The sequence below is a fragment of the Pollutimonas bauzanensis genome, assembly GCF_900129885.1.
Classification (GTDB): Bacteria; Pseudomonadota; Gammaproteobacteria; order Burkholderiales; family Burkholderiaceae_B; genus Pollutimonas; species Pollutimonas bauzanensis.
In genome coordinates, this window is record NZ_FQXE01000018.1 from 23,939 (window position 1) to 49,515 (window position 25,577).

At 63.2% G+C, this 25,577-nt stretch carries 28 protein-coding genes and 1 pseudogene; 18 read left to right on the top strand and 11 right to left on the bottom strand.

The features are described 5' to 3' along the window. Positions 1–53 precede the first annotated feature (53 nt). Positions 54–488, bottom strand: coding sequence for a nuclear transport factor 2 family protein (locus BUB23_RS22990; protein ID WP_073108605.1), 435 nt, complete (start codon positions 486–488; stop codon positions 54–56). Between the two features lie 322 nt (positions 489–810). On the opposite strand from BUB23_RS22990, the gene BUB23_RS22995 reads away from it, so the two are divergent. The 4 genes and pseudogenes from BUB23_RS22995 (at position 811) to BUB23_RS23005 (ending at position 3,027) form a co-directional block, all read left to right on the top strand. Beyond that, entirely contained in the window at positions 811–1,257 is a 447-nt protein-coding gene (locus tag BUB23_RS22995; protein WP_073108606.1) for an SRPBCC family protein, read from the top strand. A 105-nt stretch (positions 1,258–1,362) separates the two neighbouring features. Next, positions 1,363–1,461, top strand: a pseudogene (locus tag BUB23_RS26880) (glutathione S-transferase family protein); the annotation flags it as partial. Between the two features lie 131 nt (positions 1,462–1,592). After that, complete coding sequence (locus BUB23_RS23000) at positions 1,593–2,123, top strand: GNAT family N-acetyltransferase (RefSeq protein ID WP_073108609.1); 531 nt, start codon at positions 1,593–1,595, stop codon at positions 2,121–2,123. 235 nt (positions 2,124–2,358) lie between these two features. Continuing rightward, on the top strand, positions 2,359–3,027 hold the full coding sequence (locus BUB23_RS23005) for a 7-cyano-7-deazaguanine/7-aminomethyl-7-deazaguanine transporter (RefSeq protein ID WP_073108612.1): 669 nt from the start codon (positions 2,359–2,361) through the stop codon (positions 3,025–3,027). On the opposite strand, the gene BUB23_RS23010 is transcribed toward BUB23_RS23005, so the two are convergent. Then, on the bottom strand, positions 3,028–3,966 hold the full coding sequence (locus BUB23_RS23010; protein ID WP_073108833.1) for a LysR family transcriptional regulator: 939 nt from the start codon (positions 3,964–3,966) through the stop codon (positions 3,028–3,030). A gap of 138 nt (positions 3,967–4,104) precedes the next feature. Between BUB23_RS23010 and BUB23_RS23015 the strand changes: the two genes are divergently transcribed. The 3 genes from BUB23_RS23015 to BUB23_RS23025 all read left to right on the top strand — a co-directional run bounded on the left by BUB23_RS23015 (position 4,105) and on the right by BUB23_RS23025 (position 6,028). Beyond that, a complete protein-coding gene (locus BUB23_RS23015; protein WP_073108615.1) occupies positions 4,105–4,872 on the top strand; it encodes an SDR family oxidoreductase in 768 nt (255 codons plus the stop codon). Between the two features lie 70 nt (positions 4,873–4,942). After that, positions 4,943–5,371, top strand: coding sequence for a VOC family protein (locus BUB23_RS23020; RefSeq protein WP_073108617.1), 429 nt, complete (start codon positions 4,943–4,945; stop codon positions 5,369–5,371). A gap of 42 nt (positions 5,372–5,413) precedes the next feature. Continuing rightward, complete coding sequence (locus BUB23_RS23025; protein WP_073108620.1) at positions 5,414–6,028, top strand: ABC transporter ATP-binding protein; 615 nt, start codon at positions 5,414–5,416, stop codon at positions 6,026–6,028. Positions 6,029–6,130: 102 nt separating this feature from the next. Here BUB23_RS23025 and BUB23_RS23030 read toward each other — a convergent pair whose 3' ends face one another. From BUB23_RS23030 to BUB23_RS23040, 3 genes are all read right to left on the bottom strand, one after another. After that, positions 6,131–7,285, bottom strand: a complete 1,155-nt coding sequence (locus tag BUB23_RS23030) for a hypothetical protein (protein WP_073108623.1) — start codon at positions 7,283–7,285, stop codon at positions 6,131–6,133. Positions 7,286–7,472: 187 nt separating this feature from the next. Further along, positions 7,473–7,697, bottom strand: a complete 225-nt coding sequence (locus tag BUB23_RS23035; protein WP_073108626.1) for a hypothetical protein — start codon at positions 7,695–7,697, stop codon at positions 7,473–7,475. A gap of 13 nt (positions 7,698–7,710) precedes the next feature. Continuing rightward, complete coding sequence (locus BUB23_RS23040) at positions 7,711–8,331, bottom strand: NADPH-dependent F420 reductase (protein ID WP_073108629.1); 621 nt, start codon at positions 8,329–8,331, stop codon at positions 7,711–7,713. A 160-nt stretch (positions 8,332–8,491) separates the two neighbouring features. Here BUB23_RS23040 and BUB23_RS23045 point away from each other — a divergent pair, with 160 nt between their 5' ends. The 5 genes from BUB23_RS23045 to BUB23_RS23065 all read left to right on the top strand — a co-directional run bounded on the left by BUB23_RS23045 (position 8,492) and on the right by BUB23_RS23065 (position 13,362). Further along, entirely contained in the window at positions 8,492–8,944 is a 453-nt protein-coding gene (locus BUB23_RS23045; RefSeq protein WP_073108632.1) for a winged helix-turn-helix transcriptional regulator, read from the top strand. A 135-nt stretch (positions 8,945–9,079) separates the two neighbouring features. Beyond that, complete coding sequence (locus BUB23_RS23050) at positions 9,080–9,913, top strand: DUF3348 domain-containing protein (protein ID WP_245801363.1); 834 nt, start codon at positions 9,080–9,082, stop codon at positions 9,911–9,913. A gap of 11 nt (positions 9,914–9,924) precedes the next feature. Further along, on the top strand, positions 9,925–12,018 hold the full coding sequence (locus BUB23_RS23055; RefSeq protein ID WP_073108634.1) for a DUF802 domain-containing protein: 2,094 nt from the start codon (positions 9,925–9,927) through the stop codon (positions 12,016–12,018). After that, positions 12,015–12,662 (top strand): OmpA family protein, encoded by a 648-nt coding sequence (locus tag BUB23_RS23060; RefSeq protein ID WP_073108637.1) that lies wholly within the window; start codon positions 12,015–12,017, stop codon positions 12,660–12,662. Before BUB23_RS23055 ends, BUB23_RS23060 begins: the two co-directional genes overlap by 4 nt. After that, positions 12,655–13,362, top strand: a complete 708-nt coding sequence (locus BUB23_RS23065; protein WP_073108639.1) for a DUF2894 domain-containing protein — start codon at positions 12,655–12,657, stop codon at positions 13,360–13,362. Before BUB23_RS23060 ends, BUB23_RS23065 begins: the two co-directional genes overlap by 8 nt. 19 nt (positions 13,363–13,381) lie before the next feature. On the opposite strand, the gene BUB23_RS23070 is transcribed toward BUB23_RS23065, so the two are convergent. The 3 genes from BUB23_RS23070 to pdxR all read right to left on the bottom strand — a co-directional run bounded on the left by BUB23_RS23070 (position 13,382) and on the right by pdxR (position 15,883). Further along, complete coding sequence (locus BUB23_RS23070; RefSeq protein WP_073108642.1) at positions 13,382–13,702, bottom strand: DMT family transporter; 321 nt, start codon at positions 13,700–13,702, stop codon at positions 13,382–13,384. A 60-nt stretch (positions 13,703–13,762) separates the two neighbouring features. Next, entirely contained in the window at positions 13,763–14,215 is a 453-nt protein-coding gene (locus tag BUB23_RS23075) for a carboxymuconolactone decarboxylase family protein (RefSeq protein ID WP_073108644.1), read from the bottom strand. A 246-nt stretch (positions 14,216–14,461) separates the two neighbouring features. Then, positions 14,462–15,883: a MocR-like pyridoxine biosynthesis transcription factor PdxR gene (pdxR, locus tag BUB23_RS23080; protein ID WP_073108839.1), complete on the bottom strand. Its 1,422-nt coding sequence runs from the start codon at positions 15,881–15,883 to the stop codon at positions 14,462–14,464. A 197-nt stretch (positions 15,884–16,080) separates the two neighbouring features. On the opposite strand from pdxR, the gene BUB23_RS23085 reads away from it, so the two are divergent. The 4 genes from BUB23_RS23085 (at position 16,081) to BUB23_RS23100 (ending at position 19,347) form a co-directional block, all read left to right on the top strand. Then, positions 16,081–16,638 (top strand): TetR/AcrR family transcriptional regulator, encoded by a 558-nt coding sequence (locus BUB23_RS23085; protein WP_073108842.1) that lies wholly within the window; start codon positions 16,081–16,083, stop codon positions 16,636–16,638. Positions 16,639–16,688: 50 nt separating this feature from the next. Beyond that, entirely contained in the window at positions 16,689–17,918 is a 1,230-nt protein-coding gene (locus BUB23_RS23090) for an MFS transporter (protein WP_073108651.1), read from the top strand. Between the two features lie 58 nt (positions 17,919–17,976). Continuing rightward, positions 17,977–18,912 carry an alpha/beta fold hydrolase gene (locus BUB23_RS23095; protein ID WP_245801364.1) on the top strand — a complete coding sequence of 312 codons (936 nt, stop codon included), beginning with the start codon at positions 17,977–17,979 and terminating at the stop codon, positions 18,910–18,912. 165 nt (positions 18,913–19,077) lie between these two features. Further along, complete coding sequence (locus BUB23_RS23100; protein WP_073108658.1) at positions 19,078–19,347, top strand: DUF2164 domain-containing protein; 270 nt, start codon at positions 19,078–19,080, stop codon at positions 19,345–19,347. Positions 19,348–19,436: 89 nt separating this feature from the next. Here the strand turns inward: BUB23_RS23100 and BUB23_RS23105 are convergent, their stop codons facing one another. Beyond that, entirely contained in the window at positions 19,437–20,744 is a 1,308-nt protein-coding gene (locus BUB23_RS23105) for an extracellular catalytic domain type 1 short-chain-length polyhydroxyalkanoate depolymerase (protein WP_245801365.1), read from the bottom strand. 66 nt (positions 20,745–20,810) lie between these two features. Further along, positions 20,811–21,224, bottom strand: coding sequence for a CopG family transcriptional regulator (locus BUB23_RS23110; RefSeq protein WP_073108851.1), 414 nt, complete (start codon positions 21,222–21,224; stop codon positions 20,811–20,813). Between the two features lie 361 nt (positions 21,225–21,585). Between BUB23_RS23110 and BUB23_RS23115 the strand changes: the two genes are divergently transcribed. Together BUB23_RS23115 and BUB23_RS23120 are read left to right on the top strand one after the other, a co-directional pair. Further along, positions 21,586–22,206, top strand: a complete 621-nt coding sequence (locus BUB23_RS23115) for a TetR/AcrR family transcriptional regulator (RefSeq protein WP_073108661.1) — start codon at positions 21,586–21,588, stop codon at positions 22,204–22,206. 2 nt (positions 22,207–22,208) lie between these two features. After that, positions 22,209–23,057, top strand: coding sequence for a penicillin-binding transpeptidase domain-containing protein (locus BUB23_RS23120; protein ID WP_073108665.1), 849 nt, complete (start codon positions 22,209–22,211; stop codon positions 23,055–23,057). Positions 23,058–23,067: 10 nt separating this feature from the next. On the opposite strand, the gene BUB23_RS23125 is transcribed toward BUB23_RS23120, so the two are convergent. Next, positions 23,068–25,473, bottom strand: a complete 2,406-nt coding sequence (locus BUB23_RS23125) for an autotransporter outer membrane beta-barrel domain-containing protein (protein ID WP_073108669.1) — start codon at positions 25,471–25,473, stop codon at positions 23,068–23,070. Positions 25,474–25,577 lie beyond the last annotated feature (104 nt).

Sequence of the window (25,577 nt, forward strand, 5' to 3'; positions counted from 1 at the left end):
CGGCACTGGCATGAATGTGTTGGCCGAACAGGAACATGGGCCTTCGGAATCGCTCACGTGATGCCGTGCTTTTGCAGTTCAGCGTTCTCGTCGCCGGTGATCCAGCCAAACACCTTGCCCTTTGCGTCCTCGATCCGAACCAAATACACGTTGGTGAAATCTATCACCTTCCGCGCGCCATCGACGTCGTATGTGGCACGCCAGTCGACGTGCGCCAGAGCATGAAGCTCGTCAATCGGCGTCACTCGCAGATGACCCACTTCCATCTTCCTCGTGCCCATCTCGCGATAACGCGCGAAGCCGTCGGCCATCACTTTCTTGAGTTCATCGTCGTTCTTGCCCGACATGATTCCAGATGGCGATGCAGCGATAAACGTGTCGGTGTACAGGTCGGCAATGGCTTCAAGATCAGGCTCAGCGCTCATTGCCTCGTTGAAATTCCGCTCGTAGCGATCAAATAGCTCTCTCACCGCTTCCTGCGTTTGCATGACTCGCGCTCCTCTGGATAGTGTAGGCAGTCCGATCGTGTAAGGGGCCTGTTCTAGCTGGAGGCAGTCTATCACCTATGCCGCCAATCGCACGAACGCCATTCCCGCGCACAGACCCCCGGTTTCAAGAACGAGCGAGCCAGCCATGTACAGCACGCCAACATAACTTCTCCTCTGGAATTCAGAAGCGCAACCCTCAGAACCAACCCGGCCGGACGCTCATCCAGCAGGTGTTTCCTCGACCGGAATTAAGTGGTAAAAAAGATGGTTCTGCGCGTCGTAGAAGAATGTCCAACTTCTCTACTGAAAAGGCTGACACATCATGACTACCGGAACCGTTAACTTTCACCGCGTTTTGCGCGCAAGCCCTGAGCGTGTCTATCGCGCTTTTCTTGAGCCCGATGCGATAGCGAAGTGGCTTCCGCCGTATGGGTTCACTTGCCAGGTCCACCATCAGGATGCCCGAGTGGGCGGCACTTACAAGATGTCGTTCCGTAACTTCGGCACCGGCAACAGCCACTCGTTCGGCGGCGAGTACCTTGAACTGGTGCCGTCCGAGAAGATCCGCTACTCGGACCGATTCGACGATCCCAACCTGCCCGGCCAGATGCACACCACTATTTCATTGCGGCAGGTCTCCTGCGGGGTCGAGCTCACTGTCGTGCAGGAGGGAATACCCGAGGTCATTCCTGTGGAAATGTGCTACCTGGGCTGGCAGGAGTCGCTTCTTCAACTGGCAAAGCTGGTAGAGCCCGAGATCCCTGACTGAGCGCTCCTGCACGGGCGCCGGGCCGGGACATCTCTTTACTTGCAAATACAAGTGGTTTGAAATATGCCGCTCGTGATCTACGGCCATCCCTTCTCCTCTTACACGCAGAAAGTGCTGATCGCGCGCCCATCCGTCGCGCGGGCGGTGGACGAGGCACGTCCGTTCCGGTCGTACTTCCCCTTGGGAGCGCCTGACCGGGACTAAAGGCAGCTACCGACATGGATGCTATAGATGCAGCGCGCGGACGTGAAAAAGGCAGGATGCGGCCAGCCTCGGAGGTTCGTTCATAATGACTCCGATACTCGCGAAGTCCTCATGGAATTCACAAATTGATTATGCAGCCAATCTTATTTCAAGGTCTTGTGTTACGAGAGTTCCACGATGGCGACGCTGAAGCGTTCGCACAAGCGGCTCGCGAATCTGTCAATACTGTTGGTCGATGGATGCCTTGGTGTAACGCCTCCTTTTCTCCGCAAGATGCCCTGAGCTGGTTTCAGCAATGTCGAATGGATTTGGCTTCTGAGAGGGCATATGAATTCGGTGTATTTTCGCAGGAATCAGGTGCGCTCTTAGGTGGTGCAGGTCTTAACTCGATCAATCACCAAAATCTATTCTGCAATCTTGGCTACTGGGTACGTGAGTCGGCGCAAAGAAAGGGAGTAGCGCTTCGTACAGTGCAGGCATTGGTGCATCACGCATTTCACACTCTGGGAATGCAACGTGTGGAGATCGTAATTGCAAGCGGCAACACTCCAAGCGAGGCGGTGGCCCGCAAATACGGCGCGCAACTTGAATGTATCGCGCGAAATCGCTTGCAGTTACGAGGAATACCAGTGCCAGCCTTGGTTTTTGCCGTCATCCCGTAGCTCGCCACGCCGATACTGCGAACGTGTTAATTCAGGCGGGCTTTCGACGCCCAATTGGCGGTTTTCACCGCCGCAGCCTCTAACTGATAAAAGTCTGCTTTGGGTCGAGGCTTGTGAAAACGCCAAAGCATTCGATCCCTGCAGTGCCCCCCGATGGATAACTCGGCGTACAGTACAATACGCGCTCGCATTTCCTCCATGGGTTCCCTAACCCCATACATCAAAAAGGCCCATCATGACATCGGCATCCGTCCCGCAATCGCGGGTATCGTTCTACCTCGCCCTGCTGGTAGCGTTTCACATCCTGGTCATCATTTCCAGCAACTATCTTGTGCAGTTGCCCATCGACCTGTTCGGCTTTCACAGCACCTGGGGCGCCTTCAGCTTTCCCTTTATTTTCCTGGCCACCGACCTGACCGTGCGCCTGATCGGCAAGACCGAAGCCCGTGGCGTGATAGCGCGGGCCATGATGCCGGCGCTGATCGCCTCCTACATTGTGTCGGTGCTGTTCCATGAGGGCCGCTTCAATGACATCGGCGCGCTGGGCGAGTTCAACGGCTTCGTGTTCCGCATCGCCTTCGCCAGCTTCGCCGCCTACGTCCTGGGTCAGTTGCTGGACGTGCAAGTGTTCGACCGCATGCGCCGCAACTACGCGCAGTGGTGGGTGGCGCCGGCGGCATCTTCCGTGTTCGGGCAGGCGCTGGATACCGCCGTCTTCTTCGGCATTGCCTTCTGGCACAGCAGCAACCCCTTCATGGCCGAACACTGGGGGGAAATCGCCGTCGTGGACTACGTCATCAAACTGGCCGTCAGCCTGCTGCTGTTCGTGCCGATGTACGGTGTCGCCCTGAACGCCATCATCCGGATCATGAAACGGCGCGATGCCTTATTGGCCCAGGCATGATCACGCCCTGGCAACCTTGTCGCTCTGGATCAGGCGGGCAAAATCGCGCTCCCGGAACTGCTCAATGACAAAATCGACAAACACTCTTGTTCGGGCCGGAAGCAGCTTCTTTGCAGGGTAGTACAAGCTCACCGGCCCGGCGTCCGCAGACCAGCCCGGCAATACTCTGACCAATGCGCCATTCTGCAGCCAGGGCACGGCGAATGGCATGGGCAGCAGTGCCACGCCCAGCCCCATCATGGCTGCCTGGCAGATGGCCTCGGGGTCATCGAAGATGACACGGGGGCGCAGGTCTGCCGCCGCAGCGTCGCCGGCCGCGTTGCGCAGCGAATACTGATTGATGCGGCCGGTATGGCTGGCGCGCCGCATGATGCCGTCGAATGCGGAAAGATCGGACGGACTGCGAGGCTTGCGCTTGCCCGCCATATACGAAGCCGAGGCCACCGCCACAATGTGAATGCGACCAAGCTCGCGCGCCACCATGCCAGGCTTTAGATCGAGCCCCCCGCCAATGCCCGCATCGAAACCTTCGCCGATCAGGTCTACCTGGCGGTTCTCGAAACGCCAATCGGGCACGATAGCCGGATAACGCCGCAGAAATGCGTCGAGCAACGGCACCATATAGGCGCGGCCGAAAGCCTGGCCCATGCTGACACGCAGCGTGCCGGCCGGCTGCCTGTCTTGCTCGGAGACATGATGGACCGCGTCTGCAAGCGTTGTCAGCGCGGCACTGATCTGATGCAGGAAATGCTCGCCACCCTCGGTGAGGCTCAGTTTTCGAGTGCTGCGCTGGAACAGCCTTACCCCCAGCGCGGCCTCCAGCCTGGCTACATTTTTACTGACCGCCGCCGGTGTGATCGCCAGCAGGCGCGCCGCCGCGGAAAAGCTGCCGCTTTCGGCGGATTTGACGAAACATTCCAGGTGGCTGAGTGCTTGCATGCCATCCATTTTCAACTAATAGTTGAAATTAATCCATCTGATTCGTGACTACCGGACGTAGTGGAGATTCGGGATACTGGCGCTACCGGACACGACTGTTGTCCTTTACCTGATCTCAACACCAAGGAGTTTTTCATCATGGCTAACAATGCACACACCCCGGTTTCCCTTCCCCTATCCGGGAAAGCCGCATTCGTCACCGGCGGTGCGCGCGGCATCGGCGCGGCCATCGTGCGGCGCCTGGCCAGCGATGGCGCGGCGGTTGCCTTTACCTATACTGCCTCACGTACCGGCGCCGAGGCGATTGCCGCCGAAATCGAAGCCGCCGGCGGACGGGCTCTGGCGCTCAAGGCCGACAGCAGCGATGCGGCGGCGCTCACCGCGGCCATCGACCAGGCGGCGACCGCTTTCGGCCGCCTCGATGTGCTGGTCAACAATGCGGGCGTGGGACTAATGGGCGAACTGGACGCTTTCACGCTCGAAGATTTTGACCGCACATTGTCCGTAAACGTACGCGCCGTGTTCGTCGGCATACAGGCTGCGGCACGCCATATGAATGAAGGTGGGCGGATCGTGACGATAGGCAGCACCAACTCGGAGCGCATGCCCTGGGCGGGCGCTGCGGCCTATGCCATGAGCAAGGCCGCCATTGTGGGCCTGACCCGCGGCCTGGCACGCGATCTGGGCCCGCGCGGCATTACCATCAATAATGTGCAGCCAGGCCCCACCGCCACTGACATGAACCCTGCGGACGGGCCCATGGCCGCCGCCATGCACGATTTGATGGCCCTGAAGCGTCATGCCCGGCCGGAGGAGATTGCCGGAATGGTGGCGTACTTGGCGGGGCCCGAAGGCGGCATGGTCACCGGCGCAAGCCTGCTGATCGATGGCGGGTTCGCCGCGTGAGCGCAACACGGCTTGTGTATTGGACGGTATCATAATAAACCCCGATGCCCTTCATGAACGGGAGTACACCATGGAAACACAAGAAATACATCGCGGCCGATTGATAGATCATTTGCAGCTCGTCGTCCGCGACCTCGCGGCAAGCCAGGCTTTCTACACGGCCGTGTTCGATGTGCTGAAAATACCAATGGGTGGAACCGGCGACAGCTATTTCTGGGCCGACGAACTCTTCGTATCCACCGCCGACAGTGTAGCGGCGAGCGGTGAATTGACCGGTCGCCACCACCTGGCTTTCCAGGCACAGGACGAGGCCATGGTGGATGCGTTTTACAAGGCCGCGCTGGCCGCGGGAGGCAAGGGCAATGGCGCGCCAGGATATCGCGAATACCACCCAGGCTACTATGCCGCCTTCGTTCTGGACCCCGATGGCAACAACATCGAAGCCGTGTTCCACGGCGAGGCCCAGCGCAGCGCGCCATCTGTGAAAGTCACATTCTGAACGGGCTGGCCGCGCGCTGCATTTATGCGTACACTTCCCGGTATGCTACGCATCGACAATCTCGGCAAGCGCTATGGCGACCATCATATATTCCAGGGGCTGACCCACACGTTCCCGCCTGGATGTGTGGCGCTATGCGAAGAAGACAGCACCGGCAAATCCAGCTTGCTGGGCATCATCGCGGGCGTTATCGCGCCGGATGCGGGAGACGTCTGGATCGACGGGCATTCGCTAATCCAAACGCCGCTGCAAGCCCAGGCCCGCCTGGCCTATGTGCCCGACGATTGCTTGGCATTTCCCATGCAGACTGGGCGTGGATTGCTCCAACAAGTCGCCTCGGAAAAGAACACAAGGCTTGACGATGCCGCTCTTGATCTGGCATACCGACTGGGCCTGGAACCGCATCTGGACAAGCGCTTCGAACAGATGTCGACGGGTACGCGCCGCAAGGTCTTCCTGACGGCCGCCGCCTTGGGCGAACCGGCCGTCGTCATCGCGGACGGCCCCAGCAACGGGCTGGACGCGCAAGCTCGCGCCGTGCTGGCCGAACAGTTCAAGACCTGGTCCCGGGATCGCGTCGTGCTGTTCGCCAGTCACGACCCCGAACTGCTACGGGCCTGCGGAGCAAGCGCAATCAAGGTCGCCGCACTGCGCTAAGCGCGGCGCTGCTTTAGTGCGATACTAAGCCTGTCTTTTCCAGCGAAGATACCGGGAGTTCAACTTCCTGGATCTTGAGGGTGGATTTGAATAAACTCGGATTCAGCCTTGATCGGCGGCGCCGAGGATGTCTTCCAGCGAACCGGCGACCAGAATGCGGTCCGTCCAGTCGGATAACGCCGCTTCATCGGCCGCTTCCAGCCGGGCCTTCGCCCATGAAGGTAGAGGGCCGAATTTCAGAATCATCAACTGCTGCAATGTCATCAGCTTGCCCAGCTCCATGCCGCGCTTTTCGGCCCGCCGCTCAATACTTGTCACATAAGCCACGTTATGCTCCTTTTCGATTGCTTCCAGCGCTTGTTCGAATGCCGGCTCAAGCGCCGGCGGCAAGATCAATATCCAGTCGACCAGACGATACAGGCTGATTATATCGTCGCGGCCGTATTCATGGCGATAGAGCAGCTTCATTAAACCGATCTTGGCAGCCAGCCGCCCGGCGCCGTCCCGGTGATGCGCATGGGCCTGCAACTGCGCCATGACGATCACGGCAAAAGGATTGGACCGGGCTCGGGCTTCCAATTCCGCCCAGCGCGGCCACCACTGCCCCAGGTGTATCACCGGGCAGCGGAATTGCATGCCGCCGCTTTGGAATTCTGCGCTGCCCAAGGATTCCGCAGCGCCGAGGAATTCCAGCTTGTGACTTAGCTGTGGCGGCCCGCCACAGCTGTTGGTCAGGATCGCAAAGCTGGCAAAGCCCAGTGAGCCCTTGGCAATGTGAAGGACTCCGGCCTGTCGGCCGGAGCTTCTCCGCCACAATGCAGGGGCGCCTTCGGCGCCGCATTGGTCTTGCCTCGCTTGACCTCGCCCTGAAGGGCGAGGCTTGCGCTTAGGCTCGTGGTCAATATGATGGCGGTCCACTATCCGATAACAATAGATCTGCATGCGCAGGGCCAGCCCTGCCAGCGCCGGCCCGGCGCCGCCGCCCTGGGCCTCGGCATGCACGAGCAGCCATGCCGGTCGTTCAAACACAGTCCTGACCTTGGCCAATTTATCCGCCTGGCGCCGCCCGCGGCGCAGACTGTGTGAAACGGCCTGGAACTCCTTGTCCAGAAATTGCGGCGGATGGGACCAGTCTATGATGGCATGCAGTTCGGGCATCAGCAGGGCCAGCGCCGGCTCGAAGTACTGTTCCAGGGCTTCTTTCCAGGGCGAGTCGTAGTCATTGCGGGCCGAGCGATTGCGTGGAGCGAAAGCCATCTCTGTGTCGTTCCTGAGATTGCACGAAACGCCACTGTATACGCGCCCGGAAAATAGCGGTATATCGGCAATTACGGGGGGATGGATTTGTCCAGGCAAGGGCAGCCAGGCGTCGGTCGCGCGGACTCCTGCCGACATGACATGAATCTTCGGAATTGAAAGTCCATACGCGTCGTGATGATTGACATCAGGAGAAGTAGTGCCGGCCCGTCATTAAGAAGTTTCCATTGCGGTTCGCTCCAATCGATGGAGCCAACAGCAGGCTGGCATGGCACCAGGCTGACAGCGACACCAGGGCGGCGACGCCAAACGAGACACCAAGCAATGCGCCCAGCCGCAGCGGATCCCCTGCCAGCATGGCAAACGCGACGGCCACAAAAGGAAATGACGGCAGGTCATTGTGAAGCGCCACGTTCCCCCCCCGGTCAGTCGATCGTAGGAAGGACGAACCGTTCACTGAACGTAAGATTGACCCCCACGAGCGGTCCGCCGGTTTGCTGGAGCCGGCCGCCCTCTGCGAGGGAGCCTAGATCGAGACTGTAGAAACCGATATCCTCAATGAGGTCGCTCACCGCCTTTTTGGCGCCGGCGTCGTCCCCGGACACGAAGAACGCGGTCTTTCGCTTTGACGACGAGAAATCCGAGATCCAGGACATTGGAACGGTGTTGAACGCCTTGACGACCTTCGCTCCCGGCGCGAGATCGGCGACGATCTCGCTCGACGTCCGACCGGTTATGTCGCCCAGCGCCAAAGGCTGAACGCTGGCAACGCGATTGCTTGTATCCACGAGGATCCGGCCCGTCCAGTCGCCGACCGAAAACAACGCCGCCTGTACGTTCCACCATTTGACGGCAAGCACGACGAGGTCCTGCTCCGCAGCCTCTTTCGCCGTTCCGGCGGCAGCGCCGGAACCCAGCTCCGCCACAAGGGCGGCGAGTGACTCAGGCCCGCGCGAGTTGCTAAGTACAACCTGGTGGCCTGCCAATAGAGCGTGTTTGGCGATCGTTTGGGCGACAGGCCCGGCGCCGATAAAGCCGATTTTCATTTCGAATTTCCTTACTGATATGGGGTTGATCATTCATGGAATGCCGGCGCGATCCGGCGACCGCGCTCAACGTACAGGCCATGCTAGTCACATTACTTGCAAAAAGCAAGTGAATAACAGAATTTTACTTGCGCCATGCAAGCAATGCTAAGATCTGGCCATGAATACGACGTGTAAAGAAGACGTTCGGTCCCATTGCGCAGTGAACTACGGCGTGGAGATCTTCGGCGACCGGTGGTCGCTCTTGATCATTCGCGACATCGTTTTTGCTGGCAAGAAGACGTATGGCGAGTTCCTGAAATCGGAAGAGGGAATCGCGACCAATGTCCTTGCTTCCCGCCTTGCCTTTCTTGAGCAGCAAGGAATTCTCTCGAAGGCGCCCAGCCCCGACGACAGGCGCAAGGACTTCTACACTCTGACCGAGAAGGGCCTGGACCTCATTCCCATCGTGCTTGACATAGTCCTTTGGAGCGCGAAGCACGATTCGAAGTCGTATGTGCGGCGCCGCAAGGAGTTCGTTGCTCGATTAAGTCAAAGCCCCATGCAGGTGAGCGAAGAGGTGAAGGCGCTGGTCCGCAATGGCGGATGTATCTTTCCCGAGAGCAAGGAATGAGCAAGACGGCAAGCGCGCCCGACATTCCCCCGCCAAAGTGTAAACTCCTAGGTTTTTGTCCCGGGTGGTATGGTGCAAGAACTACCACGGCGCACGAGTTTCAGCGGGCCGGCGCTCATCCGCATGCTTGCCCGTATGAACGGCGCCGATATCCTCGAGCCTAGACAATCGCTTTCGGACCGTCTGAGCCTGTGGCTCGGCTGGACGGACGCTATCGCGCTGGCCGGGGCCTTGAACGGCTCCGCGCCGGTGGTCGCGGCGGGCGCCGAGGTTTCCGGCGGTGAGGAGGAAAGCGAGTACGCCCGCTTGCGGGCCACGCTGAAGGACGCTATTACTGGCGTCAATACGCCTCCGGCCGCCAGGCACCGGGGGCAGCGGACCGCCGCTGTTCAAGGCGATTCCAAGGCTGCGGCGACGGTCGAGTTTTCGACATATCGCCGGCGTTATTTTTCGCTTCAGCAGACGATGGAGACCAGCGTCGCCGACTTGCGCAGCCGCTTGCGCGCGAGGCTGGCTTCCCATGCGCCCCGGATGGCCAGTCTTGCGGGCATGGACGCCGCCATGGAGCAGGCCTTGGGCGAGCGCGAGTACCGTCTGCTGGCGGGCGTGCCGGCCTTGCTGGAAGCGCATTTCGGGCGTTTGTGGCAGGCGGAACTGGCGCGGCTGGCCGATGCAGCCGCTGAGCCTGCTGAGCCTGCTGAGCCTGCTGAGCCTGCTGAGCCTGCTGGATCTGCTGGATCTGCTGGATCTGCTGCACCTGATGTGCCTGCTGCACCTGATGTGCCTGATGCACTCGCGGCGCAGCAGCAGCAGCAGCAGCAACAACGGAAGCAGCAACAGCCGCCGGTGGCCAGGCCCGGCGCATGGCTGGATGTGTTTCACAAGGATATGCAGAGCGTGTTGCTCGCCGAATTGGATATTCGTTTACAACCGGTCGAAGGGCTGCTGGCCGCCCTTCGTGCCAGTTAGCACAGGACCTTATGAACCGATTTCTTCATTTTTTTGTATTTGCCGTTGGCCTTGCCGCCGCTTGCTGGGTCGGCGCGGGCTACGTGGCTTCGAACCCGCTGGCGCTGGCGGTGACGGCCCTCATTGTCGTCGTCTACCTGGCCGGCGCGCTGGAGCTGTATCGCTATCAACAGGCCACGTCCACGCTGACGCGGGCGCTGGAGGGGCTGTCCGAACCCCCGGCCAGCCTGGGCGAGTGGCTTTCCGCATTGCATCCGGGTCTGCGCGTTGCGGTGCGCCAGCGCGTGGAGGGCGAGCGCGTGGGCCTGCCGGGGCCGGTGCTGGCGCCGTATCTGGTGGGATTGCTGGTGTTGCTGGGGATGCTGGGCACCTTTCTGGGCATGATCGCCACATTGCGGGGCACCGGGCTGGCGCTGGAAAGCGCGACCGACCTGCATGCGATCCGCGCATCGCTGGCCGCGCCCGTCAAAGGGCTGGGGTTTGCATTCGGCACTTCGGTCGCGGGCGTCGCCACGTCGGCGATGCTGGGGCTGCTGTCCGCCTTGTGCCGCCGCGAGCGCATCGGGGCAGCGCATAGGCTGGACGCAAAGATCGCGACCACTTTGCGCGTTTATTCGCAGATTCATCAGCGCGAGGAAGGCTTCAGGCTCCTGCAGCGGCAGGCTGAAGGTATGGCCGTCGTGGCCGACAGGCTGCAGGCCATGATGGCGGCCATGGAACGGCACAATCTGGCCTTGAACGAGGGCCAGGCGGCCCGGCAAAGCGACTTTCACGCCAAGGCCGAGGCCGCGTATGCGCGCCTGGCCGGCTCCGTCGAGCAGTCCTTGAAGGAGAGCGTCGCCGAAGGCGTGCGCGCCGCCGGCACGGCGATCCAGCCTGTGGTGGAGAGCACGATGGCCGGCCTTGCGCAGGGCGCCGCGGCGCTGCACGACACGGTCAATCAGGCTGTGCGGCAGCAACTGGAAGGGTTGTCGGCGCGTTTCGAAGCCTCCACCGCGACGGCGGCGGATGTCTGGAATGGCGCGGCGGCGGCGCATCAGCGCGCGAGCGAGTCGCTGACCCAGGACCTGCGCCTGTCGCTGGATGGCTTCGTCCAGACTTTCGAACAGCGCTCCGCCAGCTTGCTGGACAGTGTCTCCACCCATCTGGACGGCACGGCAAGCACCATGTCGCAGGCATGGGACAAGGCGCTATCCCGGCACGAGCATGCCAGCGGGAAGCTGGCTGACGACAACCAGCGCGCGCTGACCGCCGCTGTGTCGGCCTTTGAACAGCATTCCGCGGCGCTGGTGAGCACGGTGGGCCGGTCGCATGGCGAATTGCGGGCGGAACTGGCCTCGCAGGACGCGCAGCGCCTGGCGGCATGGACCGGCACGCTGGCGGAGACCGCGGCATTGCTGCGCAAGGAGTGGGAGGAAGCGGGGGCCCAGGCCGCGAATCGCCAGCGGGAGATCTGCGAAGCCTTGGCGCAAACCGCCAGCGACATTTCATCGCAGACCACGACGCAGGCCGGCGACACGGTCGCCGAGATCGCGCGGCTGCTGCAGGCGGCCGGGGAAGCGCCCAAGGCGGCGGCCGCTCTCGTCGCCGAAGTGCGCCAGGCATTTTCCGACAGCATGGCGCGCGACAATGCGATGCTGGAAGAGCGCAACCGCCTGCTGGAAACGCTGGGAACGCTGCTGGCTGCCGTGAATCACGCATCGTCCGAGCAGCGCGGGGCCGTTGACGCGCTGCTCGCCGGCTCGGCGGATGTGCTGGATCGCGTCGGCGCCCAGTTCACCGCCAAGGTCGAGGCCGAGACCGGCAAGCTCGCGGGCGTCGCCGCGCAAGTCACAAGCAGCGCCGTCGAAGTCGCGAGCCTGGGCGACGCATTCGGGGCGGCGGTGCAACTGTTCGGCCAGTCGAACGCGTCCCTGATGGAGCACCTGCAACGCATCGAAGCGGCGCTGGACAAGTCTGTTGCGCGCAGCGACGAACAGCTTGCCTATTACGTTGCGCAGGCGAAAGAGGTCATAGACCTGAGCATGATGTCGCAGAAGCAGATCATCGAAGAGTTGCAGCAAATGGCCGACCAGCGGGCATCCACCGGCCCCGTATCGCCATGAGCGCGGACCTGGACACCGGCGTCGAGCCGACAGCGCCGGTGTGGGCCGTCTTCGGCGATTTGATGGCCGTGCTGCTGGGCGCCTTTGTCCTTGTCCTGGTGGGCGTGATCGGCGTGCAGATGGAACTTTCGGCCAGGCTGGACGATGAGGTCCGGCAGCGCCAGGAAGAAACGCAGCGCCGCAAGTCCCTGGAGCAGGCGCTTGCAAGGCCGCTGGCGCAGGGCACGGTGACCCTGGTGAATGGACGCATAGGGATCAGCGGCAGCGTGCTGTTCGCGCTGAACTCCGCCCAACTGCAATCCGAGGGCCGCGAGGTGTTGAAGTCCCTGATCGAGCCGCTGTCCGATTACCTGCGCTCCCATGGCCAGGTCCTGATGGTAAGCGGCTTTACCGATGACCAGCAGGTGCGCGAGGGCAACCGCAAATTCGCGGACAATTGGGAGCTCTCGGCCCAGAGGGCGCTGACCGTCACCCGCGCCTTGATCGATGAAGGCATCCCCTCTTCCGCGGTTTTTGCGGCCGCGTTCGGCGCGGAGCAGCCGGTGGCCCCGAACGCCGACGAAGAGGGGCGGGCCAGGAACCGGCGGGTGGAGATCGCGCCCATCCCGAAGCCGTCCGCCGCGGCGGAATCGCCCGATGAATAGCGGCGGCGCCAGCCCAACCCAGGCGCTGCTCGCCGCCTGGCGCGAGCGCGGCGCCGCCCGCCTGGATCCCGTCCGCTGCCATTTTATCGAGGCCCTGGCCAGGCGGGCGGCGGGCCATAGCGGCGCGGCGCGGCACGCGCTGGACGAGAGGCTGTCCGAACTGCTGCAGGCCTGCCAGGACGACATCGCAAGCTCCGCCCACGAGACTGGCGAGACTGGCGAGACTGGCGAGGTTGGCGAGGTTGGCGAGGTTGGCGCGGCTGGCAATGCGGGCAATGCGGGCAATATGGAAAAGGCGGGCGAAACCGCCCCGGGGCCGCTGGCCCAGCTCGTCGCTTACATCGCGAGCCAGGCGCCGCGCGGCGGCGCGGGTCTTGCATTGAACGATACTGCCCGGCCGGGCGCCCTGAACCCTGAACTCTCGGCGATCGATTACTTTAGAAGCGCCTGGTCCCGGGTCAGCACCAATCGGCTGCTGCGGCAATCGCAGGCGCAGGTGCCCGAGAACGCCGGCCCGCTCAACTCGAACAATCTTGCGCACCGGTCGCTTGCCCTGATGCGCGAGCTATCGCCCGGCTATCTTCAGCACTTCCTGTCGTATGTGGATGCCTTGTCGTGGCTCGAGCAATTGAATGATGGCGGCGCGGCGGCAAGCCCTGCGGCGAACGCCAAAAAGGGCCCGCGCGGCCGGCAGCGCTAGCGCTTGCCCGCCGCCATCCTCAGTTTCCCGAGACCAGCTTGAGCCCGATGACGCCCGCCAAAATGAAAACGATGCAGAGCATCCTCAGCGGCGCGGCGGAATCGCCCAGCACCGCCATTCCCAGAATCGCGGTGCCCGCCGCGCCGATGCCGGTCCAGACCGCGTAGGCGGTCCCCACGGGCAGCGTGCGCAGAGACAGTGAAAGAAGAAAGATGCTGGCCAAGCCAGTGGCGACCGTGAACAGTCCGGGGATCAATCGCGTGAAACCTTCAGACCATTTCATGCCGAAGGCGAATGCGATTTCGAAAATGCCTGCGATGCCAAGTAGCGCCCATGCCATATGATAGATCCGTTCGTTGATTCGCCAAGCGTTGCGGCCTGGCGAGCTTGGTGGGGTATTTCAGGCCTGCGCGGCGCCGGGTGTCGAGCGGAACGAGATCCCCAATCGATTGAAGGCGTTCATCAATCCGATCGCGTAGGTCAGGTCGGCGAGTTCCTTGTCGCTGAATTCGGCGGCGGCGGCTTCATAGTCGGCGTCGGGAACGCCGGTTTCGGCCACGCGTGTCACGGTTTCCGCCCAGGCGAGCGCGGCACGTTCGCGGGCGCTGAATACTTTCCCCGCTTCGCGCCACACGGGCACAAGCACGAGCTTGTCCACCGCCAGGCCGGACTTGAGCAGATCGCGGGAATGCATATCGATGCAATAGGCGCAGCCATTGATCTGCGAAACCCGCAGGTAAACGAGATCGACCAGCTCTTTCGCGAGGCCGCTTTTTTGAAGAGTGGCGTATACGGCTCCAAAAGCCTTATAGCCTTCGGGCGCAGCCTTGGCATAGTCGATGCGATTGGTCATGATGAATCCTTATGTTTGCTGGTTGGGGGACTCCATCATCGTGCATCTTGGCCCATACCGGAAGGTCCATAATCCATATTACGTTCTAGGCCATGATCTATCCCGCCACATGTTCCTGCCACATGTTCCCGCCTCATGTTCCCGCCTCATGTTCCCGCCTCATGTTCCCGTCTCATGTTCCCGTCTCATGTTCCCGCCTCATGTTGGCGTTCCGCCCTCATAAGCCAATCCGCCAAGGCCGGGTCCTCACATCAGCGCCAGGATGCGCCTTCCGAGGTTCTCGGCGCTGCCTTGGGCATCGATATTCGTGAAACCCAGGAGCAAGGCCGGGGCCTCGTCGGCGCCCATCGTCCAGTCCGTCAGCGCCTCTGCGTACAGGCCCTCTTCGCGCATGCGCGAGGCAAGCCGGCGGTCCGACTGCCCGCCCCGCAAGCGCAAGATCAAGTGCATTCCCCCCGGCTGTGAATCGATGCGCATGTGTTTCCCCAGCGCGCTTTCCAGGCCGGCGGTCGTCGCCGCGCGGCGCTCGGCATAGAGCTTGCGCATCCGTTGGATATGGCGCGCGAAATGCCCTTCCGTTATGAAGGCCGTGACGATGGCTTGCGTAAGCTGGGGACTGCCCCCGGCGAAGACCAGGCTGATCTGCTCGAAGCGCTCGACCTGCGTTTCCGGCACGACGAGATAGGCAAGCCGGATACTCGGAAAAAGCACCTTGCTGAACGTGCCGGAATAGAGCACTCGCCCATCGCGGTCCAGGCTCTTCAACGCAGGCAGGGGACGGCTGACATAGCGGTACTCGCCGTCGTAATCGTCCTCGATGATCCATGCATTGCTTCGCGCGGCCCAGTCCAGCAGCGCCTCGCGCCGGGGCAAGGACAAGGATACGCACAGCGGACTCTGGTGCGCGGGCGTGACCACGGCCGCGCGCGCCCGCGGCGCCGCCTTGATTCCGGCGGAAACGACCATGCCCTCCCCATCCACCGGCACGGGGACGGCCGAAATCTGCATATGCCCCAACAGTTCCCGCGTGGGCGGGTACCCCGGGTCTTCGAGCCAGACGCGGTCTCCCGCCTTCAATAAGGCATGTCCGATCAGCTCCATGGTATGACGGTAGCCCGATGTCAAGAATACCTGGGATGGCAAGCAACTGATCCCGCGCGATAGGTGCAGATACGAGGCGATCTCGGCGCGCAGCGCCGGCAGGCCATATACAGAGGGATGCGCCATGTCGGAGGCTTGCATGGCGCGCGCGCATCGCGCGCCCAGGCGCGCCCAGATCTTCCGGGGAAACGCATCCAGGGCGGGCAAACCCATTTGGAACGGCAGGATCGAATCCGGACGAAAACTGAGCGCGGAAATGCCGCTATCCGATCGAGTCGGCGCGCTTGCGGCAGGCGCCCGCGGCTTGAGGCCCGGCGTGACGATAGTCCCCGCCTGGCCGCGGGCCTGGATGTACCCTTCGGCGGCCAGCAGGGAATAAGCAGCCTCGATAGTGCCCCGTGCCAGACCCAATTCCTTGGTCAGCGCGCGCGCCGAGGGAATGCGGTCGCCCGGCTTCAACACACCGCTGGCAATGGCGCCGCGAAACCTGTCGTAGATCTGGCGGTAAAAAGGCGCGGCCGCCGTCGGATCCAAGGGCGGAATATGGCTGGTCTTCACGGCGGTCATGGCGTAGTCGATTCGGCGGTCGGTCAAAGAATGATTGTGCCATGATGCCCGAGAGCGGCGGCGCGATGGCTTGATTCGGCGCGTGGAAAATTTATTCCTTGATTAGGAAACGATCATTCCCTATAATTCGTTCCATGAATGCAGCCCAGTCCCCAGGCAAACAACACCGAGGCCCCGGCAGGCCGCGCGAATTCGACATGGACGCCGCCCTCGACGGCGCCGTGCGCGTTTTCCGTGATAGCGGCTATCACGCCACCTCTATCGTCGACCTGTGCTCGGCGATGCGGTTGACCGCCGGAAGCATATACAAAGCGTTCGGCGACAAGCGCGCCGTCTTCCTCGCCGCCTTTGACCGCTACACCCGCCTGCGCAACGAGGAGTTGCTGAAGCGGCTCGACAAGGCGGCAAGCGGACACGACAAGGTCCGGGCCGTGCTGCGCTTCTATGCGGAGTCAAGCCATGGCGCCGAGGGGCGGCTCGGCTGCCTGGTGGCCGGCAGCGCCATGGCGCTTGGCAACTTCGATGAGGAAATGGCAGCGCGGATCGAGGCATCCCTGCAAGGCCTAGAGCGCTTGCTGCGGGACCTTGTCAGGCAGGGGCGGGACGATGGCTCTATCGGCAAGGACGTCGATATGGACGCCGCGGCTCGCAGCCTGCTGTGCCTGCTGCAAGGCTTTCGAGTCATCGGCAAGTTCGGGCGGACCCGCGCTGAAATGATGGCCGCGGCGGACGAGGCCATGCGCCTGCTCCGCTGATTTTTTTACTCAATTAGGAAATGATTATTTCCATATTTGACGGACGAGCCATGACTATTGAACCCGCCCCATGCGAAATACCGCCAGAACCGGCAGGCATCCAGCGTTGGCTGATGCTTCTGCTGGCGGCGGCCTGCGGCCTGATCGCCGCCAACATCTACTACGTCCAGCCCTTGACGGGCCCGATAAGCGCTTCGCTGGGCCTGCCGTCACAGGCGGCGGGGCTGATCGCGACCATGCCGCAAGCGGGCTACGGCATCGGGCTCCTGCTGGTCGTGCCATTGGGCGACATTGTCGAGAATCGCCGCCTTTCCATCGCCATCCTGTGCATTGCCGCGCTAGCCTTGATTGCCGCGGCGGCGGCCGCGCACGCATCGACGTTTCTGGCGGCGGGCCTGTTCATCGGGCTGGGTTCGGTGACCGTGCAAATGCTCGTGCTCTATGCCGCACACCTCGCGCATCCCGCGGCGCGGGGCCGCGTGGTCGGCCATGTCACCAGCGGGTTGATGCTGGGCATCATGCTCGCGCGGCCTCTTGCGGGCTTTATCACCGATGCGATGTCGTGGCGCGCCGTATTCATTATCTCGGCGGCCGTCATGGCGACGCTGGCCATTGTGCTGCGAATCGCGCTTCCGCCGCGCCAGCCGGCGCGGGGGGCGGGCTATGGCGCGCTTATTGCATCCATGTGGCCCCTGATCCGCCGGACGCCCATCCTGCGCCGCCGCACCTTCTACCAGACATGCCTGTTCGCGGCGTTCAGCCTGTTCTGGACGACTGTGCCGCTATTGCTGGCCGACCGATTTCACTTGTCGCAAACGGGGATCGCCCTGTTCGCGCTCGCGGGCGCCGCCAGCGTGTTCGCCGCCCCCATTGCGGGCCGCATCGCGGACCGGGGCCAGGACAGGCCGGCAACAGGCCTGGCGATGCTCGCGGTCGCCGCTTGTTTCCTGTTGAGCGGGCTGGATCTGCCGACAAGCAAGGCAGGTATCGCCATCCTCGCCCTGGCGGCGATCCTGCTTGGCGCCGGCGTCACGGGCCACGCCGTGCTCGGACAGCGCGCCATCTTTTCGCTGGATGCCAATTTGCGCGGGCGGCTCAATGGCCTTTTCATGGCGACTTACTTCGCGGGCGGCGCCGCCGGTTCCGTTGCCGGCACCTGGTCCTATGCACATGGAGGCTGGGCCCTGCTGTCGTGGACCGGCCTGGCGCTGCCATTGCTCGCGCTGGCCGGCTATTGCACGGAACGCCAACCGGCTCCGGCAAGCGCGGGCAAGGCGTGAGCCTTGTCCGCCAAAGAGCCGTCATTCCAATCCCCCCCTGCCAAAAAGGAGCATTCCCATGATTACGCAGAAGTCCATGCCCCACCCCTCTACCCTGATCATCGATGCCGCGCCGGCATCCCGGCCCGCCGCCGGACTGCCCGGCTTCAAGCACTGCTTCGAGACCGTCGAGGGGGTGAGATTGCACTATGTGGCCGGCGGAAAAGCGGATGGCCAGACCGTGGTTCTTCTGGCCGGCTATCCTGAGAGCTGGTTTGCATGGCGCAAGGTCATGCCCATGCTTTCCGCGAACTACCGGGTCATTGTCCCGGACCTGCCCGGGCAGGGCGACTCCGATCGTCCAGAAGGCGGTTATGACACGCAGAGCCTGGCGCTCACGCTGCATGGCATGCTCCAACAACTGGGCGTCGCCCGCTGCCGCCTTGCGGCGCACGACGTAGGCGCATGGGTGGCCTACCCCTACGCGGCGCTTTTTGACGGCGAAGTGGAGCGCCTGGCGCTGCTCGACGCGGGCATTCCAGGCATCACGCTGCCGGACGCCCTGCCCATCACGGCGGAGCGCGTATGGCGCACCTGGCATTTCGCGTTCCATGCGATACCGGATCTGCCCGAGATGCTGATAGCGGGGCGGGAACGCGAATATCTGGAGTGGTTCCTGCGGCGCAAGGCGGCCAACCCCGAAACGTTCTCCGACGCGGATATCGATGAGTATCTGCGTGTCTTCAGGAAGTACGGAGGGCTGCGCGCAGGGCTGGCCTACTACCGTTGCGCAGCCTTGTCGGCGCAGCAGAACCGCAGGCTATTCGCCAAGGGCAGGCTCAAGCCCCCTGTCCTGGCCCTGAGCGCGGATCAGGGCTCTATCCCCGATATGGCGGGGCCGCTGAGGGAATACGCGGACGACGTACGCGGCGCCACGATCGCCTGCTGCGGCCATTTTCTTCCGGAAGAGCAGCCTGCCGCGGTTGCCGAAGCGCTCTCTGCCTTCTTTAAATGAGCTCGATGATGGTCATTCATTGAGTGGCCGCTGCCCGGCATCAGCCCAACGGCCGGGCGGCCCGGCGCGCGGCAAGCGCCCGAGGCATGGAATTCTCGCGTGATCGCAAGGTTGCTTATAGAATGCGTAGAGGGAATTCCCGGCGCTGAATCAACGGACAAATAAATGGCAATAAAACTCAAGACTGAAGTGGAAGAACAATTGATCGGCTCCCTGCGCCGCTACTGGAAGCAGGAAGAAGGCGAAGATTTGGGCGAGCTTCGCGCGCGCCTGTTCCTGAAATTCATTGTGCAAGAGATAGGCCCCGGCATCTATAACCAGGCGATACAGGACGCGCAGGAATACATGCAGGAAAAGGCCGCGGAAATGGAAATATCCTGCTATGCCGAGGAATTCACTTACTGGTCCAGCCGGAAAAAAAGCCCGCGCGCCTGATGGCGGCAAGCGAGAGTCTTCCGGCCGCGTGCGCGGCTCGACGCGGCTGAGGCTTCCGATAGTCGAGCTTGAGCCGGCAAACCGGAACCTTACCGCCGCTTAGCCTGTGTATAGAAAAAACGCATCATCTCCTGGCTTGCATCCGGACCTTGGGCATCGGTATAACTGCCGCGCTTGCTGCCGCCGGACCAGGCGTGCGCCGCGCCATGGACCAGCCAGTGCTCGGCAACGACCCGGCCTTCGGCATTTTGGTGCGAGGTCTGGGTATAGGCGTGGCCATCGGGCATTTTGCCGCGCCGCACGCTAGGCTGGGGTTGCGCCGGCATTGCGAAAGAGGCCGGGCCCGCGCTCTGGGACTCGGCGCGAGGGACGTTTTGCGCCATCGTCTTTTCGCCATTGCGCGGATGGACCGTGGTGTCCCGGTCGCCATGAAATACGATGATGGGAATCGCATTCAGGCGCGCGTTGGCACCGGCGGCCGATCCATTGCCGGCCCGGGGGCCCGCCGCCGCGCCTTTCATTGCCGCCAGCGCCGATGGCAAGTCGTGCGCCGAGGCATATGGCAAACCCGAATGGACGCCGACCGCCGCGTACAAATCGGGATAGAGCGTGCCCATGATGACGGCCATCGCGCCGCCGGCGGACATGCCCGCGATATAAACGCGGCTCGCATCGATATGCTGGGTGCCGATGATTTTGCGCGTGATGCCGGCGATGATGGACGGCTCGCCTTGGTCGCGCTGCTGATCGATGGCCTTGAACCAGTTCCAGCATCGGGCGCTGTTGGCGGCTTGGGTCTGGGCCGGGTAGACGACGAAGCATTGCTTTTCTTCGGCGATCGCGTTCATCCGGGTGCCGGCGGCGAAGTCGTCCGGATCTTGCGTGCAGCCATGCAGCATGACCATCAGCGGCAGGGCCTGGCCCTGATAACTGCTCGGGATATACAGCTTATAACTCCGGCTGCCGGCTTCGTTGCGATAGGAGCCCGAGATGAACCGGCCCCCGCCGCCGGCATCCCCGGGCTGCGGCGCGGAGGATGGCATCGGGACGTCAAACGGCGGAAACGCCGGCAAATCAAATTGCCGGGCTTGCGGGCCCGAGGAAATGCGAAACCGTGTCAACAAGCCGTCCACGACATCGTCCGCGACCACTGTTTCAGCTGTGTCGGCGGCATCGCTAGCCTCTGCCCCGGGCGCAGGGGTGATATCGCGCATCGGGCGCGACCGCGGCGCATTCCAGCCGGGCTGCGACCAGCTGGGCTGCGGCGCGGCATGTTCGGGGCGGCCGCTCTTCTGCAAGGCCTGCTGAATGGCGGCAGTGGCTGCCGCGGGCCCGCTGGTCAACAATGTCTTTGTCGCTTCGCGCATTTTTTCAAACATTTCTTGATCGAGTTTCATGGAGGCTATCCTTGCTATCGTCGCCAGGCGCGGCGGCCATCGGCGCGAGGGTTAACGTTGTGTCGCTTAATGAATGCGTCCGGCCAGCGCCGCCCTGACCTCCGGGCTTGCGCGCAGCGCGCCCAACACCGTCAGGGAGTCTATCGTCGCCAATGCCAATTCCGGCGATACGTCGGCGCCGATGCTGGCCAAACCCAGCACCTGGATTTGCAGGCGCTCCCCCGCGGCCTGGACGGCTTCGAGATCCGCGCGGGAATAATGCTGCAGGCCGAGCACCAGGCTCTTGCGCGCCACCGTCTGCTTGACGACGTCGGCATGCGTGTTCAACTGATTGCGGATGGCGGTGCGGATCAGATCGGTCCGGTTGGAATAAAAACCTTCCTGCACCAGCAAATCTATCTGCCCAAGATCGATCAATCCCAAATTGATGGTGACTTTCTCGCTATCGTTGAGCTTCGGCCGGATTTCATGCACGCTCATATTGCGATCCTTTATACTCTTGATGGCATCCATATACCATCTACATGGAGTATATTTTAAACCTCGAGGACGAATTGTCAAAGAGGGAAATGCAACAGCAAGTACGCAAAAATAGCGATACTGCCGGTTCGCAGGCGAACGCGCCTCGCATATCGTGAGAAAATTGGCCAGAAATGCAGAGGGTGCCGTTGAAGCTGCAACCTCGGGCAACACCGAAAGCTTCTTCCCATGCGACGCCGCGATTGCTTCCCGCGTCGGCGACGGCCATGATGAGGCTCCCACGTCGCTCACGGCATGCCCGCTACGGGACGGAAACGCCAGTTTGCCCGCCAATTTGCATAACACTTCGCAAGGAATGCGAATGAGCCAACAATCACAGCCCAAGCCGCTGCGGCCCCGGAAGACTCCTAGCCAGCCCCGCTCGGCGGAAACAGTGGCATCGATCATCGAGGCGGCGGCCCAGGTTCTCGAAACCCAGGGTTTCGAGGGATTCAACACGAACGCCGTCGCCCAGCGCGCCGGCGTCAGCATTGGATCGCTTTATCAATATTTCCCAGGCAAGGATGCGCTTACCGTTGCGCTCATCCATCGCGAAACGGCACGGTTTTATCAGGACGCGGCGATTGCGCTCACCAAGCGCAGCGGCAAGGCGGCGCTGGAATATCTGATTGGCGCATCAGTGCGCCAGCAGTTGCAGCGCCCCATGCTGGCCAGGCTGCTCGATGTCGAAGAAGGCCGGCCCGCATTGCGCGGCGAAGTGGCCAAGCCGGAAACCATGCAGAACCTGCTGGTGGCCATCATCAAGCGCGCAAGGCCCAGACACGCAAACCCCGAGGTCGCGGCGGGCGATCTGCTCGCCATCATCAGGGGCATGGCCGATGCGGCAAGCGAGCGCGGCGAAAGCGACATCGAGGATCTGGAGCGCCGCCTGCGGGCGGCCGTCTTCGGCTACCTTTCCAGGACCGGCATTTCAAAAGGATAGCCATGCCACGCTCGCACCTGTTTGGAAAACTCGCCGCAATCTGCGGCATGGCGCTGCTGGCGGCCGCCCCCGCTTATGCGGCGCAAAGCTGCAAGGAAGATCCGGCCATGGACCGGGCATTTGCCGACGCCGGCGCCCGCGGCACTTTCGTGCTGCTCGATGGGCAGACCGGCGCCCTCGCCTGCCACGACGCGGCGCGCGCCCGATCGGGCTTCCTGCCCGCCTCCACCTACAAGATTCCCAATTCCCTGATCGCGCTCGAGACCGGCGTTGCCAGCGGGCCCGGCTTCGCCCTGCCGTGGGACAGCCGCCGCAATCCCAGGCAGGATTGGTGGCCGCAAGCGTGGGCGCGCGATCAGACCCTGGCGACCGCATTGCCCAATTCCGTGGTGTGGTTCTACCGGGAACTGGCCCGGCGCATAGGCCCCGCGCGCATGCAGGCCTATGTGGACAAGTTCGGCTACGGCAACCGGAATATCGGCGGCAGCATCGACCATTTCTGGCTCACGGGCGATTTGCGTATTTCGGCTCTCCAGCAAGCCCAGTTCCTCCAGCGCTTTTACACGGAAAAGCTGGCTGTCTCCCATCGTTCCACCCAAATCGTAAAAGACGCCATCGTGCTGGAAAGCACGCCGGCGTATCGGCTCAGCGGCAAGTCCGGCTGGGCGGGCATGGGCGAAGCCGGCGCGCGGCAGACTGGCTGGCTGGTCGGCTACCTGGAGCGCGGCGAGAAGGTTTATTTCTATGCCTTGAACATGGACATGAGCAAGCCTGCGCAGGGCCCCGCGAGGCTTGCCCTCGCCAAGGCCATATTGCGCGGGCGGGGCTTGATGCCGCTTGCGCCGGAATAGCCAAGCGCGATCAGAACGCCCATGCCGTGGCCATCCTGAACCCGTGATCGCGCCTGCCGGCCGCGAACTGGCCCGCGTAGCCCATGCCCAGGCTGGCATTCCTGCCCAGGCTGGCGCGCATGCCCAATTGCAGCGACCAGGCCCGGCGCGCCAGCCCCAGGCCTTCGGACTCGAACAGGGTTTGCCTGGCGCCGTCCCGGAAGCGTTGCCGGCTGAACGCGCGGATATCGCCGCTGGCATGGCGCCACGCCAGCTCGCCCCGCACCTGGGCGACGCCCGTGGACGTTGCAATGGTGTGCGCGGCCCGCAGCCCGAGCGTGGCGAACCATGCCGCCTGGCTTTCCGGCGCTACCTTCAGCGCAGCCGCGGCGCCCTTCTCCACGAACCCGTCCGTGCCGGTACGCACCCATGCCAATCGGGCGAACGGGCTTATCGTTGGCGCCATGCTCGAGGCCGCCATGCTCGAGGCCAAAGCGCCCCTGGGCGCCAGCGCCTTGCCCAGCCAGCGCAGCGGCGCTGCGATCTCGCCGAACGCCTGCAGGGTGCGCCCCCGATAATCCGCCGACAAGGCATCGTACAGCCCCGCTACGCCTATTTCCCTATGGCTTCGAATGTTGTGCCAGGCGCGCGCCAGGCCCACCGCCAGGTCCACGTCGCGCCAGCGCCCGGCCAGGCTCAGGCCGGCATGCACGCTGTCGATCCGGGCGCCGGCCATGGCCTGGCGCCGCCACTGGTGGCTGCGCTGCGCGCCGAAGAATCCGCCCGCCCACCAGTCGGCGCCGATCGGCCGCTCGATACCCAGCGCCAGTCCGCCGATGTCGCGCCGGTCGGCCGGCGTGCCGCCATCGGCGGCGCGGTCGGCCGACGAATGAAAGGCCTGGCTCCAGAAGCGCGGCCCCTGCCTCCCGGCATCCGGATGGGAATGCGCGGACAGTTCGCCCGCCGGCGCGCCGCCGGCCCGGCCCACATTGCGCATCACCGCCTCGCGCAGGAACCGGCTGTCCTCCAGCATGCCGGAACGCAGCGACGCCGCCCAGTTGCCGGACAATTGCCTGAAGGCTTCCCTGGCCTGCTCCGGGTCCATCGCCACGATCTCGTCGCGCACGCCGGGGTTGCCGTTGTCCTCCACCGCATCGGCCACCCCGTCTTCAGTCGGCGTCTCGGCCACTTCGTCCAGCGGCGTGCCGTTGCGGTCCAGGCTTATATACACGGCCTGCTCGCCATAGCTCAAGGTCGGCGTCAGGAAGGGCAAATCGGTGGCGGCCGACGCGAAGCGCGTACCGTCGAAGCCGTCAAGGGCGTAGAGCAAGGTATAGCGCGTGCTCGGCCGCCAATCCCCGGCGCCGGCCCGCGTCGCGACGTGCCCGTCGAGCAGGGCCTTGCCGGCGACCTGCACGAAATCCGCCTGCCCCAGGGCCGTGGCGTCCACCTCGAAAATCGCCCCGGGCTGGAATTCCAGTTTTTCCGTCACCGTGAAGACAGCGGTATCGCCCGCGCCATTGCCGGGCGACAGCACGCCGCCGTCCATTATCGTGGCCGACCGCACCGTGCCGCCGCCTTCCAGGCGCGCAGCCCGATTGACCCGCACAGCGCCGGCGAGATGCCAGTCGACTGCCAGCGCCCCCTGGTTGACCGTGACAAAAAAAGGCGAACCGGCAATGCCGGCAAGGCGCAGTGTCCCCCCGCCCTGCTTCACGACGGGCACCGAACCGATGACGTTGCCCGCCTGGATCGCCACGCCGCTGTCCACCCGCCATTGCACGCTGTCGGCCAGTTCCCGCGACGCCGGCTCGGGCGCATCCCCCGGGGCGCCATCGGCGCTATTGTCGCCCCGCAAGTGCATCTGATTGAAGATGGCGGCGCCCGGCGCATAATCCACCACGCTGCCCTGGTCCACCAGCAGGGAATTGAGCTTGCTGCCCAGGGCGTCCTCGCCCATTACCCGCAGCGTGCCCTCGCGCAGCATGGTGTTGCCGCGGTAGCTATTCCGGCCGGACAGCGCCAGGGTGCCGGCGCCCAGCTTCTCCAGCCCGGACGCCGCCGCGCCCTGGCTGGAAATCGCGCCGCTCAAATGCAGGCTGGCGCCGGCCTGCACGTGAATGCTGGCCAGGCTGTCGCCGATCAGCACCTGCCGGCCCGATTCGAAGGTGCCCGCCGTATACAGCCCGGTCCCCGAAAAAACAAAAGGCGCATCGGGGGGACCCCATTGCGCCTCGTTGTAAATCCATTCCACGCCATCCGGCGGCGCGACCGCGTCAGCCGATGCCGCTCCGGCCCACGCCAGGCACGACGCCCCCGCCAGCAGCATGGCGCAGCGCCTTTTCACGCCGCAGCGCAGGCATCTCTCCAGGCCGTGCCAGACTTGCTCCGCACAACATACGTCCAGCGGCAACAGCGATACGTTCCGAATCGTCATGATGTTCTCCGATAGATAAATATGTCACGTCAATGACGTGCAAATTATGAAACATTCGGATTTTTTTTGAAATAACCACCATGAAGCTGCCAAGGTCGCCGCCC